Consider the following 19,348-nt stretch of genomic DNA (forward strand, 5'->3'; position numbering starts at 1 on the left):
TCTTAATCAGCATAAGAGACATTAGTTAGACTACATCGACCGCCGACGGCATCAAGGCGGCATGAACAGCTTGCTCATTCCCGCCTTCACCAAGGGATTCGCCCTTTCCGCCGGCCTGATCATCGCCATCGGCGCCCAGAACATGTTCGTCCTGCGCCAGGGCCTCAAGCGCGAGCACGTCCTGCCGATCGTGCTGTTCTGCGCGGCGGCCGACGCGGCCCTGATCGTGGCCGGCGTCAGCGGCCTGGGCGGCGTGCTCGCGCTCGTTCCCGGCCTGTCCCTGGTTCTGAGCCTTGGCGGCGCGGCGTTTCTGGGCTGGTACGGCGTCGCGGCCCTGCGGCGCGCGGCCAACCCGTCGGCGCTCGTCGTCGAGCAGCAGGCGGGCCTGACCCTGGGCGCGGCGCTGGCGGGAACCGCCGCCTTCACCTTCCTCAACCCGCACGTCTATATCGACACGGTCATGCTGATGGGCGCGGTGGGGGCCAGCCTGCCGTCCGCCGAGCGGCCGGTCTTCATGGTCGGAGCCGCGACCGCCAGCCTGGTCTGGTTCTCGGCCCTGGGGTTCGGCGCGCGGCTTCTGGCGCCGCTGTTCTCGCGCCCGGCCGCCTGGCGCGTGCTCGACGTCGGCGTCGGCGTCATGATGCTGGCGCTGGCCGCCAGCCTGATCCACGGCGCATGGACCGCGGCGGCCGCCGCTTAGGCGCGGGCCCCTTGGGGATATCGGCCGGATCGGCCGACAATGGCGGCGGCGAAACCCCGTGGAGGCGATTCGGGATGCGAAAGCTGGCGCTCGCGGGCCTGTCGGCCTGCGCCTGGAGCCTGGGCCTGACGGCGGCGCCGTCCGATGCGCGGGAGCAGGCCGCGGCGGCGAGGGCCGCCGACGAGCCCGGCCTGGTCGGCATGTGGCGCATCGTGCGGTTCGAGGACGTGTCGGCCGACGGGACGGTGGCCTATCCGTTCGGAGAGCGTCCGCTCGGCTATTTCGTCTACGACGCGACCGGCCATCTCAGCGTCCAGGTCATGCGCAACCCGCCGGTCCGCCCGTTCGCGTCCGGAGCCGACGACAAGCCCACCGACGCCGAGGCGCGGGCGGCCTATCTCGGCTACGCCGCCTATTTCGGGACCTACCGCGTCGACAAGACCAACCACGTCCTGCACCACGTCGTCGAGGGCGCGCTGGAGCCCGGCTATGTCGGCACGGATCAGCCGCGCCCATACCGGCTGAACGGCGACACCCTGATCATCGAGGTGAACGACCCGGCGACCGGCGCGCGCGCCTATCGCGAACTGCGCCGCCTGGGCCGCTGACCCGCCCTCGGCGAGGACGCACGGCCTCCATCGCGGCCTGAGCCGAACGGCCATGGCGCCCGCGCCGGAACGTCCCTAACGACCGCCTCAAGGACGACGAGCCGGCGCCGCCAGCCCCGCACCTTCCTTTAGAAATGGTTCAGCCTGCGTTCAGGCTGGCGGTCTCACCCTGTCCTCGACCCTGCGTTCCCACCCGCAAGGTACGAGCCAAAAAAGGAGGCTCCCATGCGCAAGACGATCACCGCCGGCATGGCGGCTCTGACCCTGGGCGGCGCCGTTTTCGCCGCCGCCGCTCCGGCCGAGGCGCGCCCCTACGGCTATTACGGTTATCACGGCTATCACCATCACGGCGGCAACGCCGGCGCGGCGGTGGCCGCGGGCGTGGTCGGCCTGGCCCTGGGCGCGGCCCTGGCCTCGTCGAGCGCGCCGCCCCGCTACTACGCGCCGCCACCGCCGCCGCCTGTCTATTATGAGCCGGGCTATTACGACTACGGCTACCGGCCGTACGCGACCTGCTACAACCGCCGTTGGGTCTGGGACCCCTATCTCGGCCGCAACGTGCTGATCACCGACCGTTACGCCTGCTGACGGTCACGGACGCCGCGCCGGAGGGCCCCGCAGCCCCGCGCGACCGCCCGCCTCTTCGACGCCTCCCGCCGGGACCGCCCGACGGGAGGCGTTTTGCTTGGACGGCGCCTTGCTTTGGCGCCGATTGTGGGGATCGCTGAGCCGAGTTGCGCATTATCATCCTCGCCGGCGCCGGCGTTGGGGGGCGCCCGCCTCTCCGCGCCTGGATTCTTCTAAGGTTGGTTCATGAAACTTCGCCGCCGCGTCCTGCCGCTTCTCGCCATGGCCAGCCTGTCGGCGGCCCTGGCCGCCTGCGAAACCATGAGGCCGGCCGGCCCGCCGCAACCCCCGCCGCCTCCCCCGCCGCCGCCTTCGTCGCCCTCGGACTTCAGACCCGGCGACTTCGCCTGGTCGGCCCGTCCCGGCGCGGGCGGCATCGACGGCGTGCTGGCCTACAAGACCCAGCGCGGCGTTCGCTACGCCTGCGCCGGCGGCAATGTCGGCCTGACGCCGGAGACGCCGTGGACGCGGCGGCGGATGCAGGCCCTGTACGGCAACAGCTCCGACGCCATCCTGCCCGCCTCGCTGGTGCGCGGGCGCGGCGCCGGCGTCGCCAGCGGCGACTACACCGCCTATATCCGCACCACCACCTGCGACGCCCAGAACCGCTTCAGCTTCCGCGGCCTGCCCGACGGCGGCTGGTTCGTGGTGCTGCAGGCCAGGCCGGCCAAGGCCGGCGCCGCCGAACCGGTGGCGATCATGCGCCACGTCCAGATCCGCGGCGGCGTGGTGGCGATCGCCCTCAACTGAGCGACCGTCCCGTCCTAGGGCCGGGGATATTCCAGTTGCAGCGCCACGAAAATCGGCGGTCGGCGCGCCTCGCCGCCCTGCTGGCGGCGGTGATCGAGGCCCAGCGCGGCGACCTCAGCGGCCCCGCCCTGGCCGCCCGGGCGGGCATGAGCGAGCGCACCTTCGCCCGCGCCTTCCGCCGCGAGACCGGCGCCGCGCCTTCCTCAAGACGGCGGGCGTGACGCCGGGCGCCTATCGCGACCGGTTCGGCGCGGCGGCCCCCCCGGGCCTAGGGAACGCCCAGACCTAGTGCACGCGGGCCTTGCCGATCTCCAGGCCGTGCTCGCCGGCCGCGACCTGGATCACCGAGCCGTCCTCCAGGTCGCCGGCCAGCAGCTTGCGGGCCACCGGGTCGACCAGCTCCTTCTGGATCACCCGCTTCAACGGACGGGCGCCATAGACCGGGTCGTAGCCGCGCTCGCCCAGCCAGTGCAGGGCGCCGCCGTCCAGCGACAGGGTCATGCGGCGGTCGGCCAGCAGCTTCTCGAAGCGTTGCAGCTGGATGCCGACGATGGAGTCCATCTGCTCGCGGCCGAGGCGCTTGAACAGGATGATCTCGTCGATCCGGTTGAGGAACTCGGGCCGGAAGTGCTTACGCACCACCTCCATGACCAGCGGTCGCACCGCCTCGACGCTGCCGCCCTCGCCGTCGTCGGCGACCGCCTGGCTGGCCAGGAACTCCGAACCCAGGTTCGAGGTCATGATGATCAGGGTGTTGCGGAAGTCGACCGTGCGGCCCTGGCCGTCGGTCAGGCGACCGTCGTCCAGCACCTGCAGCAGCACGTTGAACACGTCGGGGTGGGCCTTCTCGACCTCGTCGAACAGCACCACCTGATAGGGCCGCCGCCGCACGCTTTCGGTCAGCGAGCCGCCCTCGTCATAGCCGACATAGCCCGGAGGCGCGCCGATCAGGCGGCTGACCGAGTGCTTCTCCATGTACTCCGACATGTCCATGCGGGTGATGGCGCTCTCGTCGTCGAACAGGAACTCGGCCAGGGCCTTGGTCAGCTCGGTCTTGCCCACGCCCGTCGGGCCCAGGAACAGGAACGAGCCGATCGGCCGGTTGGGATCGTTGAGGCCGGCGCGGGCGCGGCGCACCGCGTCCGAGACGGCGACCAGGGCGTCGTCCTGGCCGACCACCCGCTTGCGCAGGAAGTCCTCCATCGACAACAGCTTCTCGCGCTCGCCCTCCAGCATCTTCTCGACCGGCACCCCGGTCCAGCGCGAGACCACGGCGGCGATCTGCTGGGCGTCGACGACTTCGGGGCTGACCGCGTCCTTGGCGGCGGCGGCCTCCTCCTCGCCCAGGCGTTTCTCCAGCGGCGGGATTTCGCCGTACATGATCTCGGACGCGCGCTGCAAGTCGCCGCGCCGCTGGGCCACCACCAGTTCGGCGCGCAGCCGGTCCAGGGCCTCGCGGGCCTGGGCCGCCTGGCCGACCTTGTCCTTCTCGGCCTTCCAGCGGGCGGTCAGATCGTCGGACTGGCCCTGGAGGTCGTCGATCTCGCCGTCCAGCTTTTCGAGCCGGTGTTGCGAGGCCGCGTCGGTCTCCTTGGTCAGGGCCTGGCGCTCGATCTTCAGCTGCACCAGCCGGCGGTCGATCTCGTCCAGCGCCTCGGGCTTGGAATCGACGGCCATGCGCACGCGGCTGCCGGCCTCGTCGACCAGGTCGATGGCCTTGTCGGGCAGGAAACGGTCGGTGATGTAGCGGTTCGACAAGGTGGCCGCCGCGACGATGGCGCTGTCGGAGATGCGCACGCCGTGGTGCACCTCGTACTTCTCCTTCAGGCCGCGCAGGATCGAGATGGTGTCCTCGACCGTCGGCTCGTCGACGAAGACCGGCTGGAACCGGCGGGCCAGGGCGGCGTCCTTCTCGACGTGCTTGCGATACTCGTCGAGCGTCGTGGCGCCGACGCAGTGCAGCTCGCCCCGCGCCAGGGCGGGTTTCAGCAGGTTCGAGGCGTCCATCGCCCCGTCGGTCTTGCCGGCCCCGACCAGGGTGTGCATCTCGTCGATGAACAGAACGATCTGGCCCTCGGCGGCCATGGTCTCGTTGAGCACGGCCTTCAGGCGCTCCTCGAACTCGCCGCGATACTTCGCGCCGGCGATCAGCGCGCCCATGTCGAGGGCGAGCAGGCGCTTGTCCTTCAGGCTTTCCGGCACGTCGCCGTTGACGATGCGCAGGGCCAGGCCCTCGACGATGGCGGTCTTGCCGACGCCGGGCTCGCCGATCAGCACGGGGTTGTTCTTGGTGCGGCGGCTCAGCACCTGGATGGTGCGGCGGATTTCCTCGTCGCGGCCGATCACCGGGTCGAGCTTGCCGTCGCGGGCGACCTGGGTCAGGTCGCGGGCGTAGCGCTTGAGCGCGTCGTAGCCTTCCTCGGCCGAGGCGCTGTCGGCGGCCTTGCCCTTGCGCAGGGCCTTGGCGGCTTCGTCCAGGGCGGCGGCGGTGACCCCGGCCTTCTTCAGGGCGGCGGCGGCCTCGCCGCCTTCCTTGGCGATGGCGGTCAGCAGCCGCTCGGTGGTGACGAAGGCGTCGCCGTTCTTCTTGGCCGCCTCCTCGGCGGTGACGAAGACCCGGGCCATGTCGGGCTTGAGGTAGAGCTGGCCGGAGCCGCCCTCGACCTTGGGAATCCGGGCGAGCAGGTCGTCGACGGCCTGGTCGACGGCGGCGGGACGCCCGCCGGCGCTTTCGATCAGGGCGCGGCAGAGGCCGTCCTTTTCCTCCAGCAGGATCTTGAGCAGATGTTCGGGCGCGAGCTGCTGATGGCGACGCGCCATCGCCAGCGACTGCGCCGATTGCACGGCCTGCTTGGCGCGGTCGGAATAGAGTTCGACGTTCATGGGTTCCCCTCGGTCAGGCGGATGCGCGCCGCGCGCCTCGATCGAGCGCGCCCGGCGGCCTGCTGGATGTAGGTGTGGCTTTTGCACCACACAAGGCCATGCGCCCCAAGTCTCGGGCGAAGCCCGCCGCGCCCAAACGAAAACGCCCCTCCCGAGGTGGGAAGGGCGTCTCGAAAAGGCTCCTCGGCCGGGTGAACCGGCCGCGGGCGATATCAGGCTTCCTCGGTCTCGGACGGGGCCGAGGCCTCGCCGCCCTCGAAGCTGCGCGGCGCGCGGCGGCGACGGGCGCGGGGGCGCTTTTCACCCTCGTCCTCGGCCTCCGGCCGGGGCGCCTCGGCGCGGGGCTCGCGAGCCTGGAGGAAGGCCGGCGCATGGCTGACGCCGCCGTCCTGGGAGCGCAGCACCGGCGAGCCTTCCGACGGCTCGGAGACGCCGACCAGCGGCGTCGCCTGGGGCTCGACCACGGCCATGCCGTCGCTGGTCGAAGCCTCGACACGCTCGCGCCGCTCATAGCGACGGTCCTCGCGGCCGGCGCGCTCTTCCCGCGGCCGGTCATCGCGGACGCGCTCGTCGCGGGGACGGTCATCACCGCGGGGGCGGTCCTCGCCACGGGCCCGATCCTCACGCGGACGATCGTCGCGGGGGCGATCGTCGCGATTGAAGTCGCGATCCCGGTCGCGGCGCTCGCCGCGATCACGGAAATCCCGGTCGCGTCGGTCGTTGCGGTCGCGGTCCTGGCGGCCCTCGCGACGGCCCTCGAAACGCTCGCGCTGCTGCGGCTCGGCGGTCTCGGCTTCGGCCGAGGCGTCAGCCCCCTCTTCGGCGGCTTCGCTCGCCTCTTCCTCGAAATCGATGTCGAAGCCCGAGGAGAAGGCGTCGCGGCCGATGATCTCGGACGCCGGACGATTCGGCTGCACCGCGCGGATGACGCGGAAATAGTGCTCGGCGTGCTGAAGATAGTTCTCGGCCAGCACCCGGTCGCCGGACGAGGCGGCGTCGCGGGCGAGCTGCTGATACTTCTCGAAAACGTGCTGGGCGTTGCCCCGAATCTTCACCCCGTCGGGGCCGTTGGATTCGAACGCCCGGTTGGCGTTGTGCTGCTGCGGCTTGCCGCTTTGCCCGCCACGGTTGCGGCCACGCTGCCGCTTCATACCCTTGAAGTCTCTCATGTGATCTCGGTGTTCGCCGGCGCCCCGCTGTCAGCGGCGACGCCTGTTGGCTTGTGAGCTTTGCCCGGATCGGGCCCTTGCCCTGTGCGATCCAATAAAGTCGAAGACGAAAGTTGTTCCCCGTCTCCCGCCCTCGGCTATGCGCGTCGCCTTCGCGACCGCGCCGTCGAGATGGCGCCTGCCGCCGCGCGTTGCAGTCATCCTGTCGTGGATGCGAGGTCTCGACGCGCCGGCGATCTGGGTGGAGACAACCCCTGGACTAGCCCATAGTTCCGGAGTTTCCAAGGGGATTTTTGGTCCCGGTCACCACCCTGTCCTTGTTAGATAGGTCCTTGACGGTCACGACGCCATAGCCGCCGGCCTCATTGAACAACGCCTCGACCGCCGCCGACTGGTCGTAGCCGATCTCGACGGCGAAGACGCCGCCGGGTTTCAGGACCCGGAGGATCTCCGTCGCCAGGATTCGATAGGGCGCGAGGCCGTCCGGTCCGCCGTCCAGGGCCAGCCGCGGCTCGTGGTCGCGCACCTCGGGCTGCAACGTCTCGATGACGTCGGTGGCGATATAGGGCGGGTTGGAGACCACCAGATCGAAGCTGGCGTCGTCGACCCCCGCCGTCCAGTCGCCGCGAAGCAGCGCCAGCCGGCCGGCCAGGCCGAGATTGGCGGCGTTCTCCCGCGCCACCGCCAGCGCCTCCTCGGACGCGTCGACCCCCAGCCCGCGGGCCGCCGGCCGCTCGGCCAGAATGGCCAGGGCGATGGCCCCGGAGCCGACCCCGAGGTCCAGCATCGAAAAGGCCATGCCCTCGGGAAAGCTCTTCAGCGCCAGGTCGACGATCACCTCGGTCTCGGGGCGCGGCGTCAGCACATGGCGGTTGACGCCCAGCATGATCTTCCAGAAGCCCTTGCGGCCGAGGATGTGGCTGACCGGCTCGCGCCGCTCGCGCCGGCCGACATAGGCGTCCAGCGTCGCCGCCTGCTCGGCGCTCAGCGGCCGGTGCGGATCGCTGATGATGTCGGTGCGGGAGGCGGCGGCGGCGGCCTCGACCAGGAGGCGGGCGTCGATGACCGGGCTGTCGACCTGGGCGGCCTCCAGCCGCTTCTTGGCCGAGGTCCAGGCTTGCACGAGGGTGAGGCTCATGCGCCTGACATGCGCCCGCGCGCGGCTTTGGGCAAGCATCCGTCGCCCGTTTGCGGGAAAGCCCCTGTTGACGAACGGCCCCTTGTTGGCGAGCAGATCGCGCGCGACTAAATTAGAGGCATGCCTTCGACCGACGACATGCTGCGGCTCGACGCCCAACTGTGCTTCGCCGTCTACTCGGCCGAGCACGCCTTCACGCGCGCCTACCGCCCCCTGCTCAAGGCCCTGGGCCTGACCTATCCGCAGTACCTGATCATGTTGACGCTGTGGGAGACCGACGACCTGACGGTCAAGGGCCTGGGCGAGCGGCTGATGCTCGATTCGGGCACGCTGACGCCGCTGCTCAAGCGGCTAGAGGCCGCCGGCCTGGTCCGGCGGACCCGCAGCGCCGAGGACGAACGGGTGGTGCGCATCACCCTGACCGGGCAGGGCCTGGCCCTGAAGGCCCGCGCCCGCGAGGTGCCGGTCTCGATGCTCGGCTCGGCGGGCCTGCCGCCGGCCGACGTCGCCCGGCTGCGGGCCGACATCGCCAAGCTGCGCAACGCCCTGAACGCCGCGGCGAAGAACGCCGGCGCCTAGACGAGCCCGCCCGTCAGGCCGCCGCCGCGACCGCCAGGCAGGCGGCGGCGTCGCCGATCCTGGCCGCGCCGCCGCGCGTCACGCTGGCGTAGACGCCGCAGAACATGTGGCCGTAATTGTCGAACAGCCCCTTGACCACCTCGACGTCGCGCTCGCCGGTGGCGGGATCGACGTGGGTGGCCGCGCAGCGGACGATCGGCTTGAGCACCTCCAGGTCCGCCTCGCCCAGCCGCAGGCCCCGGCCGGTCCAGTCGTTTTCGACCCAGGCGTCCCAGCCCTGCACATAGAAGTTGGCGCGAAACCGCAGCGGGTCGAGCCGCCGGCCCAGGCGGGCCTCCAGGTCGCGGACGCTGGCCAGATTGATGATCGAGACGAAGCCGCTGCGGCTGTCCATGAAGCGGTGGGCGGGCGCGACCGCCTCGAACACCTTGAGCGGGCCCCGCGCCGCCTCGCCCAGAAAGTCCGCCAGCCAGGCGGCGAACGCCGCCCGTCCAGGCTCGCCGCGAAGGTCGCCGGCGAACGGCGCGCGCCCCGGAGCCGACGCGGCGAGCACGCCGGTCGCCTCGTCATAGGCGGTGCGCACCTGGGCGACCTCGGCGATATGGGCGAGGACGGTGAACTTCTGCTTGGAGATGTGGACGGGGGCGGCCGGGTCGAAACCCGAAGGCCCGTCCTCCACCGCGTAGATCCGGTCGCAGGGGAAGTAGGCCCCTTCGGCCAGATCGACGGCGTCGAGCGGCTCGGGCGTGAAACCCTTGACGGGATGACGGTAGATCGCGGCGATTTTTGCGGTCATGCCTGCTGTGTCGCGCATGCGGAACCGGCGGGCAAGGCCGGAACGGCGGCCGGCGCGACGCGTTCCGCAACACCATGCAGGCCACCACGGAGACCGGCCCCTTGCTATGGAGACGAACCAAATCCGACGCGTCCAAACCCGGCGGGCCCAAACCCGGCGCCGGGGACGAGCGCGCGGGCCGGCGACGGGACGACCTCGGGCCGCTGGACATCGCCGCCCTGGCCGCCTTGGTCGGGCTGGTGGTGTTCATCCCAAACCTGCAGAGAGGCCGCTCGCCGAAGGCGGCCGCGGGCAGGCTGAGCGAGGGGCGGCTGATGTCGCCGGAGGCGTTCGAAGCGGCCGAGCCGGGCCGGGGCCGCATGGCCCGCACGCCGCATCACATCCCGTTGAGGGGCTGGCGCGACGTGCTGTGGCGGACCTACCGCGAGATCGGGGTCGACCGGCTGCCGGCGGTGGCCGGGGGCGTGACCTTCTACGCCCTGCTGGCCATCTTCCCGGCCCTCGGCGTGTTCGTCTCGCTCTATGGCCTGTTCGCCGACCTGGGCGCCGTCGAGCACCAGCTCGACCAGATGTCGGCGGTGTTTCCGCCCAGCGTCGTCGATCTGGTCGGCGACCAGATGGTGCGGCTGGCCACCCAAAAGCACGAGAGCCTGAGCCTGGCGTTCGTGATCAGCCTGCTGCTGTCGCTGTGGAGCGCCAACGCCGGGATGAAGGCCCTCTTCGACGGCCTCAACGTCGCCTATAACGAGACCGAGAAGCGCGGCTTCATGCGCCGCACCGCGATCACCCTGGGCTTCACCCTGGCGGCCATCGTCTTCCTGGCCCTGGTGACGGCGCTGCTGGTCGCCGCGCCGCTGGCCCTGCACGCCGCCGGCCTGCCGCCGGCCTCGTCCTGGTGGATACCGCTGCGCTGGGGCGGGGTGGCGGCGCTGACCGCCGGGGTGTTCTGCGCGATCTACCGGTTCGGCCCCAGCCGGCGACGGCCGCGCTGGCGCTGGGTTGCGTGGGGCGCGGCCTTCGCCACCGCCTTCTGGCTGCTCGGCTCGCTGGGCTTTTCCTGGTACGTCAACAACGTCGCCCACTACGACGTCACCTACGGCTCGCTGGGCGCGGCCATCGGCTTCATGATGTGGATATGGTTCTCGGTGATGGCCGTCCTCCTGGGCGCCGAGCTGAACGCCGAGGTCGAGCACCAGACCGCCGTCGACACCACCTGCGGCGCCGACCGGCCGATGGGCGAGCGCGGCGCGGCCATGGCCGACAGCGTCGGCCTCGCCTTCCACTTCCGCCCGGTCAGCTTCATGCGCGAACAGGCCGACGGCCTGATGCGCAGGCTGCGCCCGAACGCGCGCCCGGTCAGCCCAGGCTCTCTTCCAGCGAAGCCAGGCGCGCGGCCTGATCCTCGGCGATCAGCGGGCCGATGACGTCGTCCAGCGCCTCGCCCTCCAGCACCTTGGGCAGGTTGTAGAGGGTCAGGTTGATGCGGTGGTCGGTCACCCGCGCCTGCGGAAAATTATAGGTGCGGATGCGTTCGGAGCGGTCGCCGGAACCGACCTGGCTCTTGCGCGCCTCGGCCCGCTCCGAATCCAGCGCCTGGCGCTGCATGTCGTAGAGGCGGGCCTTCAGCACCTTCATCGCCTTGGCGCGGTTCTGGTGCTGCGACTTTTCCGAACTGGTCACCACCACGCCGGTGGGCAGGTGGGTGATGCGCACGGCCGAGTCGGTCTTGTTGACGTGCTGGCCGCCGGCCCCGGACGAGCGATAGGTGTCGATGCGCAGGTCGGCGTCGTTGATCTCGATCTCGACGTCCTCGGCCTCGGGCAGCACCGCCACGGTGGCCGCCGAGGTGTGGATGCGGCCGCCGGCCTCGGTCTCGGGCACGCGCTGCACCCGGTGGACGCCGCTCTCGAACTTCAGCCGGCCGAACACGCCGTCGCCGGTGATCGAGGCGACGATCTCCTTGTAGCCGCCGACCTCGCCCTCGGAGATCGAGTCGATCTCGACCTTCCAGCCGTGGTTCTGGGCGTAGCGCTGGTACATGCGGAACAGGTCGCCCGCGAACAGCGCCGCCTCGTCGCCGCCGGTGCCGGCGCGCACTTCCAGGATCGCCGAGGCGTTCTCGTCCTTGTCGCGCGGGGCCAGCAGCAGGGCGACCTCGCGCTCGAGGTCCGGCAGGCGGGCGTTCAGCGCTGACAGCTCCTCGCGCGCCAGGGCGGCCATGTCCGGATCGCCGCTGGCGACCATCTCCTCCAGCTCCGGCGCCTCGGCGCGGGCGCGGGCCAGGGTCTCGACGGCGTCAGCCACCGGCTTCAGCTCGGCGTGCTCCTTGGACAGCCGCACGATCTCGGCCCCGTCGGCGGCCGCGCCCATGCGCGCCTCCACCTCGCGGAAGCGGTCGAGAACCTGGTCTAGTCGGGCCTGGGGAAGATGCACGGTGTTCGGATCGTCGGTTGCACGGGGAGCGCTTCTCTAGCGCCGCGACGAGGCGACGTCACCTGTCGGCGGGCTATTCCGCCGCCTGCAGCCCGTCCGCCGCCTTGTCGGCCTCGATCTGGGCGGCCTTGCGCTCGACCAGCTCGACGATGTGGTCCACCATGGCGTCGTTGTCCATCTTGTGGTCGGGCTTGCCGGCCACATAGACCATGCCGGCGCCCTTGCCGCCGCCGGTGAAGCCCAGGTCGGTCATCAGCGCCTCGCCCGGACCGTTGACCACGCAGCCGATGATCGACAGCGACAGCGGCGTCGACACATGGGCCAGCCGCGCCTCCAGGGTCTCCACCGTCTTGATGACGTTGAACCCCTGCCGCGCGCACGACGGGCAGGCGATGATGTTCACCCCCCGGTGGCGTAGGCCGAGCGACTTCAGGATGTCGAAGCCGACCTTGACCTCCTCGACCGGGTCGGCCGCCAGGCTGACGCGGATGGTGTCGCCGATGCCGGCCCACAAGAGCGAGCCCAGGCCGATGGCCGACTTCACCGTGCCGGTGCGCAGGGCGCCGGCCTCGGTCACGCCCAGGTGCAACGGACAGTCGATGGCCTCGGCCAGCATCTGATAGGCGGCCACGGTCATGAACACATCCGAGGCCTTCACGCTGATCTTGAACTCGTGGAAGTCGTGGTCCTGGAGGATGCGCGCGTGGTTCAGGGCGCTCTCGACCATCGCCTCCGGGCAGGGCTCGCCATAGCGTTCGAGCAGTTCGCGCTCCAGCGAGCCGGCGTTGACGCCGATGCGGATCGAACAGCCGTGGTCGCGGGCGGCCTGAACCACCTCGCGCACCCGATCCGGGCGGCCGATGTTGCCGGGATTGATCCGCAGGCAGGCCGCGCCCGCCTTGGCCGCCTCGATCCCGCGCCTGTAGTGAAAATGGATGTCGGCCACCAACGGGACCTTGGCCGCCTTGGCGATGGTCGCGAAGGCCGCCGTGGACTCCTCGTCCGGGCACGACACCCGCACGATGTCGGCTCCCGCCTCCTCCAGTCGCCGGATCTGGTCGATGGTCGCGGCCGCGTCGGCCGTGACGGTGTTGGTCATCGACTGGACGGTGATCGGCGCGTCGCCGCCCACGGGCACCGGGCCGACATGGATCTGGCGCGACTTGCGCCGGTCGATCGCCCGCCAGGGCCGGACGTGGGTATGGTCTTGCACGCTCATGACAGGCCGCAAGTTAAGCTCTCGGCGCGCGAAACCAAAGGCCGTCGTGAAATCTTCGCGGCGGCGGCGCCTAGTCGGCCAGCTTGGCCAGGGCGGTCTGCGGGGCCGGCAGCTCGCCCTTGAGCGCGCCGCCGACGAACACGTCGAACGCCTCGGGCTCGGAGACGTCGGCCGTCAGGCCCTTGACGTTGGGCACGCGATAGGCCTCGCCGGCGGCGAACTGCCGGGCGAAATAGACCGAGCCGTCGGCGCCCCGGATGATGATCGAGGCCGGCTTGTTGGCCTGGAGGATCAGGGTCGAGGCCGTGGCCGGCGCGCCGTAGATCGGGCCGTCGGCCTTGAACGGCGCCCCGATGGCCGGGGTCGGCGCGCGGGCAGCCGGCGCGGACGCGGGAACGCCGCCGGCCTTGGGCACCGCGCCGCCGTTGGCGGTGGCGGCTTCCAGGCCCGGCGTCACATAGGGCGGCGGCACGGTGGACTCCACCGGCGCCGGCAGGGGCGCGCCCAGGGCCACGGGCGCGGCGGGAACGGCGGGCGGCGGCGCCTTGACGCCGGTCTCGGCCACGACGGCGGGCGGCGGGGCCTTCTGGGCCATGGCCCTCTGGGCCACGTTCCAGGCGATGATGGCCGCGACCACCACCGCGCCGCCGACGGCGATCATGGCCAGGCGCGGATCGCCTTCCTTGCGCACGCCGACCGGCGCGCGCAGCGTCTGCTCTTCGTCGGGAGCGTCGATCTTGAACCGCTGGGCGGCCGCCTCGTCGTCCAGGCCCAGCATCTTGGCGTAGGCGCGGACATAGCCGATCACGAACGGACGCGACGGCAGCTGCTCCAGGTCGAGCCGCTCGATGGCGTCGAGATAGGTCCGGCGGATGCGGGTGGCGTCGGCCACCTCCTGCAGGCCGAGGCCCCGGCGTTCGCGGGCGGCGCGCAGGGCTTCGCCGACGTGAGCGGTGGAATCTGGCGAGAAGCTGATGATGTCTGCGGTCGGGCGCTCGTCCCCGTCCGCCCCCACGGACAGATGAACGTTCTGCGTAACCGCGCCGGTGTCCAAGGGCATGGCTGCTGATCGCCCCCTATAGAAATCGCGCCCGGCCGAAACCGGGACGATACTGAGCGTCGTATTGCACGGAATTGTTAAGTTATAATTGTGAATATCAAGATAAGGCCCGGATTTCAATCACCTATATGGCCACATACAGCTTCCGGGCCAGGGTTTCGATCTCGTTGCGGACGCTTCCCGAGGAGGTCCGGATGAGGCTGAGCACGCCGCGACGGGCGGCCTCGCGGTCCACCGACAGGACCATGCGCTTGACCGGCCCCACCCCCGACGGCGGCATGGACAGGTGATCGAAGCCGAGCGCGATCAGGGCGAAGGCCTCCAACGGCCGGCCGGCCATCTCGCCGCAGACCGACACCGACGTGCCCGACTCGACGCAGGCGTCCTGGATCGTCTTCATCACCCGCAGGGCCGGCGGCGACAGGAAGTCGTAGCGATCGGCCACGCGGGGATTTCCCCGGTCGGCGGCGAACATGTACTGCATCAGGTCGTTGGTGCCGACCGAAACGAAGTCGACCATCGGCAGCAGGGCGTCCAGGTGCCAGACCACCGACGGCGCCTCGACCATCGCCCCGACGTCGAGGCGCGACGGCGCCGGCCGGCCGCGACGCTGGGCCCAGGCGATCTCCTGGTCGACGAAGGCGCGGGCGGCGCGGAACTCGTCGACGCTGGCGATCAGCGGGAACATGATGCGCAGGGGCCGTCCCCGCGCCGCCGAGATCAGCGCCCGCAGCTGCAGCCGCAGCAAGGCCGGGCGGTCGAGGCCCATGCGCACGGCGCGCCAGCCCAGGGCCGGGTTGTCCTCGCGCTCGGCCTCCAGATAGGGCAGCACCTTGTCGCCGCCCAGGTCCAGGGTGCGGAAGGTCACCGGCATGTCGCCCGCCGCGTCGAGCACGCGGGCGTAGAGCGCGGTCTGGGTGTTGAGGCGCGGCAGCTCCTCGGCGACCATGAACTGGAACTCGGTGCGGAACAGGCCGATGCCCTCGGCCCCGGTCTCGCCGAGGATGTCGAGGTCGACGGCGAGGCCGGCGTTCATCAGCAGCGTGACCTTGGCCCCGTCGCGGGTGAAGGCCGGCGTTTCGCGCAGACGGGCGAATTCGGCCTGCCGTTGCGCCCGCACGTCCATCCGCGCCAGCGAGGCGGTGATCACGTCCGGGCGCGGCCGCAGATAGGCCTCGCCGGTCTCGGCGTCGACGATGACCGGATCGCCCTCCGACACCCGGTCGCGCAGGCCGGCCAGCCGGCCGACGCAGGGAATGCCAAGCGCGCGGGCGACGATGGCCGCGTGGCTGGCCGAGGAGCCCTCCTCCAGCAGAAGGCCCTTCAGCCGGCCGCGGTCGTATTCCAGGAGGTCGGCCGGCCCGAGGTTGCGGGCGATCAGGATGGCGTCGTCGGGCAGGACGCGGGGCGCGTGGCCGTCGCCGCTCAGGTGGCGCAGCAGGCGGTCGTTCAGGTCTTCGAGGTCGTGCAGGCGCTCGCGCAGATAGGGGTCGCGCGCCTGGCCGAGGCGGGCCCGATGCTCCGACCGCACGCGCTCGACCGCCGCCTCGGCGGTCAGGCCCGAGCGCACCGCCTCCTCCAGCGACCGGTTCCAGCCCCGGTCGTGGGCGAACATGCGGTAGGTCTCCAGCACCTCGAACGAGGCGCCGAGGATGCCGTGCTGGCCCTCCAGCATCTCATCGATCTGGGCCTGGAGCGCCTCGACGGCGGTCTTGAGGCGCCGTTCCTCGGCGGCGGAGTCCTCGGACAGCAGCTGCTCGGGCGCCACCGGCGCCTCATGCAGCACCGCCTTGCCGTAGGCCAGGCCGTCGGCGAAACGCGAGCCCTTCAGGCGCTCGGGCCGGTGCGGCGCGATCTCGACGTTCTTGAGTTCGCCCTCGCCGAGCAGGCCGCCGCCGGCCACCATCTCGGCCAGCACCATGGCGATGATCTGGAGGTCCTCGACCTCCTCTTCGGTGTAGACGCGCTCGGTGCGGTTCTGGACGACCAGCACGCCGATGGCCCGGCCGCCGCGCAGCAGGGGCGCGGCCAGGAAGGCGTGGAAGGGATCTTCCCCCGTCTCAGGGCGATAGGAGAACGACGGGTGGTTCGGGGCGTCCGACAGGCTGAGCGGCCGGTTCAGCCGCATGGTCTCGCCGACCAGGCCCTCGCCCGGCTTCAGCGTGGTGACGTGCACGGCCTCGGGCTTGAGGCCCTCGGTGGCGAACAGCTCCATCTCGCCGTTGGCGCGGCGCAGATAGATCGAACAGACCTCGGCGACCATCGAACGGGCGATGATGCGCACGACCATGTCCAGCCGGCTCTGCGCCGGGCCGCCGCCCGCGAGCGCTTCGCGAATCTGGCGCAGCAGGCTGCGCGGACCGCGTATGGCCAGCCCCGGTGCGGGCATGGACGCTCCCTTCCCTGTCCTCGGCCCCCTTCTAGCAGGTTTGATTAAAAGAGCAGCGATCTCGGCCGGGTTTTCTGCACGGCGGCCAGGGCCGGCGCGCGGAACGTCCCACCGGGGCGGCGATCGCGCAAAAAAGAAGCGCCGGCCAGGGCCGGCGCTTCGATCAGGTCAGGCCGGCGGGTCGCCGGATCAGCGATAGTCGCCGTAGTCGTAGCGGGTTTCGTAGCCGCGATAGCCGCGGTCGTAACGATAGTCGCGGCCGTAGCGATATTCCGGACGATAGCTCGTGCGGTAGTCGTCGCCGTAGCCGTAGCCATAACGGTCGCGGTGACGGTAGTCGTAGCGGTCGCTGCGGTAGTGGCGGTCCTTGGTGGCGACGTTGCCGACCAGGCCGCCGGCCACCGCGCCGGCGATGGTGGCGCCGGCGTCGCCATGCGACAGGGCCGCGCCGGCCAGGGCGCCCAGGCCGGCGCCCAGCAGGGTGTTCTGGGTCTTGCGCTCGCCCGCGAAGGCGGCCGAGGCGGGAAGGGCGATCGCGCCGGTCAGCGCGGCCGCCAGAGCGATCTTCGCGATCTTGTTCGGCGCTTGCATGTCAGTCTTCCTTTCGATCTCTCCGGAGGCGGGGCCGATCCCCTGCGGGTGGTCCCGCTTCCGTGATCAGGACTATCGCAAGCCCGGCTTGAACCCGATCTGAACGGCGCCGTTCAAGTTGCAGTCAGGTTTCTAAACCCGCCCGGAAGACGGTCAGGCCGCGTGTTCCGGCGGCCGGTCGCGGTGCAGACGCACCGACCAGAACACCCCCGCCAGCAGCAGGGCGATCGCCGCCGCCTCCAGCGCGCCGGGAACGCGGCGCTCGTAGAGGAAGCCGTAGAACAGGGCGAACACCGTCTCGAACACGATCAGCTGGCCAGACAGGGTCAGCGGCAACAGGCGGCTGGCGGCGTTCCACAGGCCGTTGCCGATGATCGAGGCGCCGATGGCGACGGCGAAGCTGACGCCGGCGAAGCGCAGCCAGTCGGCCGGAAGATGGGCCGCGAACCCGGTCATGAAGGCCGGGACGGCGATGACCGCCGACAGGCCGCCGGTGACCAGTCCGGTGAGCAGGGACCATTCGCCGTTGGTGAAATGGGGATGGCGCGCCAGGTGCCGGGCGTTGCCGACGGCGTAGACCGTCCAGGTCGCCAGAGCCCCGAAGGCGCAGGCGACGCCGAAGGCCAGCTTGACCAGGGAGGCGCCCCCGCCTCCGCCGGTGAACACCGCCAGATTGATGCACAGCACCCCCAGGCCGATCAGGACCAGGGGCGCGGCCAGCTTGCGCAGGGGAACGGCGCCGTCGTGACGACTGCCGATCAGGGTCACCGTCACCGGCAGCAGGCCGACGATCAGCGAGGCCGGCGCGACGCCGGCGATCTGCACCGAGGCGGCCAGGAACAGGTAGTAGACGATGTTGCCGGCCAGGCTCAGCCAGGTCAGGGCCAGCCAGTCGGCCCGCGTGACGCGGCCGGCGACCGAACGCCAGGCCGGGGCGATCAGCACCGCCGAGGCCAGGCCGTAGGCCAGATAACGGCCGGCGGTCATCTGCAGCGGCGAGAAGCCCGCCAGCAGCTTCGGGGCCAGGAACACCGCGCCCCAGAAGGCGCCGGCGACCACGCCGCAGGCGGCGCCCAGGCGATAGCGATGCGTGTCGGTCATGCCCTAGCGCGCCCGGTCGCCCGCGCCTTCGTCGCCGTTCGCCTAAAGCTGGTCCAGCCCATAGGCGGCATGTAGGGCGCGCACCGCCAGTTCGGTATAGGCCGCGTCGATCAGGACGCTGATCTTGATCTCGGAGGTCGAGATGACCTGGATGTTGACGCCCTTCTCGGCCAGGGCGCCGAACATGGTCTTGGCGACGCCGGCGTGGCTGCGCATGCCCACGCCGATCACCGACACCTTGGCGACGTCCTCGTTGACGGCCACGTCCTCGAAGCCGATCTCGACCTGGGCGGCGCGGACGATCTCGACCGCCCGCTGGGCGTCGCGCTTGCCGACGGTGAACTCCATGTTGGCGCTGTCGCTGGTGCGGGCGCGCGACTGGACGATCATGTCGACATTGACGTTGGCGTCGGCCAGCTTGGAGAAGATCAGCGACGACACGCCCGGATGGTCGGGCAGGCCGAGCAGGGTGATCTTGGCTTCGTCGCGGCTGTAGGCGACGCCCGAGACGATACGCTTTTCCATGATTTCTTCCTCGTCGCACACGATGGTGCCTTGGCCGGGCGCTTCCCCGGGCTCGACGAAACTGGACAGGACCCGCACCGGCACCCGCTGGGCCATGGCGAGTTCGACGGAACGGGTCTGCAGCACCTTGGCGCCCAGCGAGGCCATCTCCAGCATCTCCTCGTAGGAGATCTTGGCCAGGCGCTTGGCCTTCGCCTCGATGCGCGGGTCGGTCGTATAGACGCCGTCGACGTCGGTGTAGATGTCGCAGGCCCCGCCGACGGCGGCGGCCACGGCCACGGCCGAGGTGTCCGAGCCGCCCCGGCCGAGGGTGGCGATGCGGCCGTCGCGGGTGACGCCCTGGAAGCCGGCGATCACGGCGACCTCGCCGTCGTCGAAGGCCTTGAGCAGCTTCTCCGGCGGAATCTCGTCGATGCGGGCGCGGCCGTGGGCCTCGTCGGTGTAGATCGGCACCTGCCAGCCGGCCCACGAGCGGGCTTTCAGGCCCATGTTGCGCAGGGTCATGGCCAGGAGGCCCGCCGTCACCTGCTCGCCCGACGCCACGACGGTGTCGTATTCGTCGTCGGACTCGGGGATCCCCTGCGCGGCGCGGCCGGCGCCGTCGGTCCAGGCGACCAGTTCGTTGGTCTTGCCGGACATGGCCGAGACCACCACGGCGACCTGATGGCCGGCGGCGACTTCGGCCGCCACCAAACGGCCGACGCGGCGGATGCGTTCGAGATCCGCCACCGACGTGCCGCCAAATTTCATCACCAGCCGAGACACAGTTCGGCCCATCCT

At 70.9% G+C, this 19,348-nt stretch carries 18 protein-coding genes; 7 read left to right on the forward strand and 11 right to left on the reverse strand.

What is annotated here, in order from left to right:
* Positions 1–61 precede the first annotated feature (61 nt).
* The 5 genes from C5708_RS09805 to C5708_RS09825 all read left to right on the forward strand — a co-directional run bounded on the left by C5708_RS09805 (position 62) and on the right by C5708_RS09825 (position 2,906).
* On the forward strand, positions 62–700 hold the full coding sequence (locus tag C5708_RS09805; protein ID WP_242920487.1) for a LysE/ArgO family amino acid transporter: 639 nt from the start codon (positions 62–64) through the stop codon (positions 698–700).
* A gap of 74 nt (positions 701–774) precedes the next feature.
* On the forward strand, positions 775–1,308 hold the full coding sequence (locus tag C5708_RS09810; RefSeq protein WP_242920489.1) for a lipocalin-like domain-containing protein: 534 nt from the start codon (positions 775–777) through the stop codon (positions 1,306–1,308).
* Positions 1,309–1,533: 225 nt separating this feature from the next.
* Complete coding sequence (locus C5708_RS09815; protein WP_242920491.1) at positions 1,534–1,896, forward strand: hypothetical protein; 363 nt, start codon at positions 1,534–1,536, stop codon at positions 1,894–1,896.
* A 225-nt stretch (positions 1,897–2,121) separates the two neighbouring features.
* Positions 2,122–2,685, forward strand: a complete 564-nt coding sequence (locus C5708_RS09820; protein ID WP_242920493.1) for a hypothetical protein — start codon at positions 2,122–2,124, stop codon at positions 2,683–2,685.
* A gap of 35 nt (positions 2,686–2,720) precedes the next feature.
* Complete coding sequence (locus C5708_RS09825) at positions 2,721–2,906, forward strand: hypothetical protein (protein WP_242920495.1); 186 nt, start codon at positions 2,721–2,723, stop codon at positions 2,904–2,906.
* Positions 2,907–2,970: 64 nt separating this feature from the next.
* On the opposite strand, the gene clpB is transcribed toward C5708_RS09825, so the two are convergent.
* The 3 genes from clpB to prmC all read right to left on the reverse strand — a co-directional run bounded on the left by clpB (position 2,971) and on the right by prmC (position 7,875).
* Positions 2,971–5,568: an ATP-dependent chaperone ClpB gene (gene clpB / locus C5708_RS09830; RefSeq protein ID WP_242920497.1), complete on the reverse strand. Its 2,598-nt coding sequence runs from the start codon at positions 5,566–5,568 to the stop codon at positions 2,971–2,973.
* Positions 5,569–5,780: 212 nt separating this feature from the next.
* The gene (locus C5708_RS09835) at positions 5,781–6,737 is read right to left on the reverse strand and encodes a DUF4167 domain-containing protein (protein WP_242920499.1); all 957 of its coding nucleotides are present in this window, start codon (positions 6,735–6,737) and stop codon (positions 5,781–5,783) included.
* Positions 6,738–6,996: 259 nt separating this feature from the next.
* Positions 6,997–7,875, reverse strand: a complete 879-nt coding sequence (gene prmC, locus C5708_RS09840; protein ID WP_242920501.1) for a peptide chain release factor N(5)-glutamine methyltransferase — start codon at positions 7,873–7,875, stop codon at positions 6,997–6,999.
* A gap of 120 nt (positions 7,876–7,995) precedes the next feature.
* On the opposite strand from prmC, the gene C5708_RS09845 reads away from it, so the two are divergent.
* Complete coding sequence (locus tag C5708_RS09845; RefSeq protein WP_278253869.1) at positions 7,996–8,454, forward strand: MarR family transcriptional regulator; 459 nt, start codon at positions 7,996–7,998, stop codon at positions 8,452–8,454.
* A 13-nt stretch (positions 8,455–8,467) separates the two neighbouring features.
* Here C5708_RS09845 and C5708_RS09850 read toward each other — a convergent pair whose 3' ends face one another.
* Positions 8,468–9,250 carry an MOSC domain-containing protein gene (locus tag C5708_RS09850; RefSeq protein WP_242920503.1) on the reverse strand — a complete coding sequence of 261 codons (783 nt, stop codon included), beginning with the start codon at positions 9,248–9,250 and terminating at the stop codon, positions 8,468–8,470.
* 74 nt (positions 9,251–9,324) lie between these two features.
* Here C5708_RS09850 and C5708_RS09855 point away from each other — a divergent pair, with 74 nt between their 5' ends.
* A complete protein-coding gene (locus C5708_RS09855) occupies positions 9,325–10,674 on the forward strand; it encodes a YihY/virulence factor BrkB family protein (RefSeq protein WP_242920505.1) in 1,350 nt (449 codons plus the stop codon).
* On the opposite strand, the gene prfA is transcribed toward C5708_RS09855, so the two are convergent.
* The 7 genes from prfA to C5708_RS09890 all read right to left on the reverse strand — a co-directional run bounded on the left by prfA (position 10,607) and on the right by C5708_RS09890 (position 19,333).
* Complete coding sequence (prfA, locus tag C5708_RS09860; protein ID WP_242920507.1) at positions 10,607–11,683, reverse strand: peptide chain release factor 1; 1,077 nt, start codon at positions 11,681–11,683, stop codon at positions 10,607–10,609. The two genes, C5708_RS09855 and prfA, sit on opposite strands and share 68 nt — an antisense overlap.
* Positions 11,684–11,756: 73 nt before the next feature.
* Positions 11,757–12,902 (reverse strand): flavodoxin-dependent (E)-4-hydroxy-3-methylbut-2-enyl-diphosphate synthase, encoded by a 1,146-nt coding sequence (ispG, locus tag C5708_RS09865; RefSeq protein ID WP_242920509.1) that lies wholly within the window; start codon positions 12,900–12,902, stop codon positions 11,757–11,759.
* 70 nt (positions 12,903–12,972) lie between these two features.
* Positions 12,973–13,962, reverse strand: coding sequence for a helix-turn-helix transcriptional regulator (locus C5708_RS09870; protein ID WP_242920511.1), 990 nt, complete (start codon positions 13,960–13,962; stop codon positions 12,973–12,975).
* Positions 13,963–14,086: 124 nt separating this feature from the next.
* Positions 14,087–16,351, reverse strand: coding sequence for a phosphoenolpyruvate--protein phosphotransferase (gene ptsP, locus C5708_RS09875; RefSeq protein ID WP_242920513.1), 2,265 nt, complete (start codon positions 16,349–16,351; stop codon positions 14,087–14,089).
* 189 nt (positions 16,352–16,540) lie between these two features.
* Positions 16,541–16,942, reverse strand: a complete 402-nt coding sequence (locus C5708_RS09880; protein ID WP_242920515.1) for a glycine zipper 2TM domain-containing protein — start codon at positions 16,940–16,942, stop codon at positions 16,541–16,543.
* 153 nt (positions 16,943–17,095) lie between these two features.
* Entirely contained in the window at positions 17,096–18,043 is a 948-nt protein-coding gene (locus C5708_RS09885) for a DMT family transporter (protein ID WP_242920517.1), read from the reverse strand.
* Positions 18,044–18,085: 42 nt separating this feature from the next.
* A complete protein-coding gene (locus C5708_RS09890) occupies positions 18,086–19,333 on the reverse strand; it encodes an aspartate kinase (protein WP_242921087.1) in 1,248 nt (415 codons plus the stop codon).
* Between the last annotated feature and the right edge of the window lie 15 nt (positions 19,334–19,348).

The sequence above is a fragment of the Caulobacter sp. CCUG 60055 genome (genome assembly GCF_022750545.1).
GTDB lineage: Bacteria > Pseudomonadota > Alphaproteobacteria > Caulobacterales > Caulobacteraceae > PUIC01.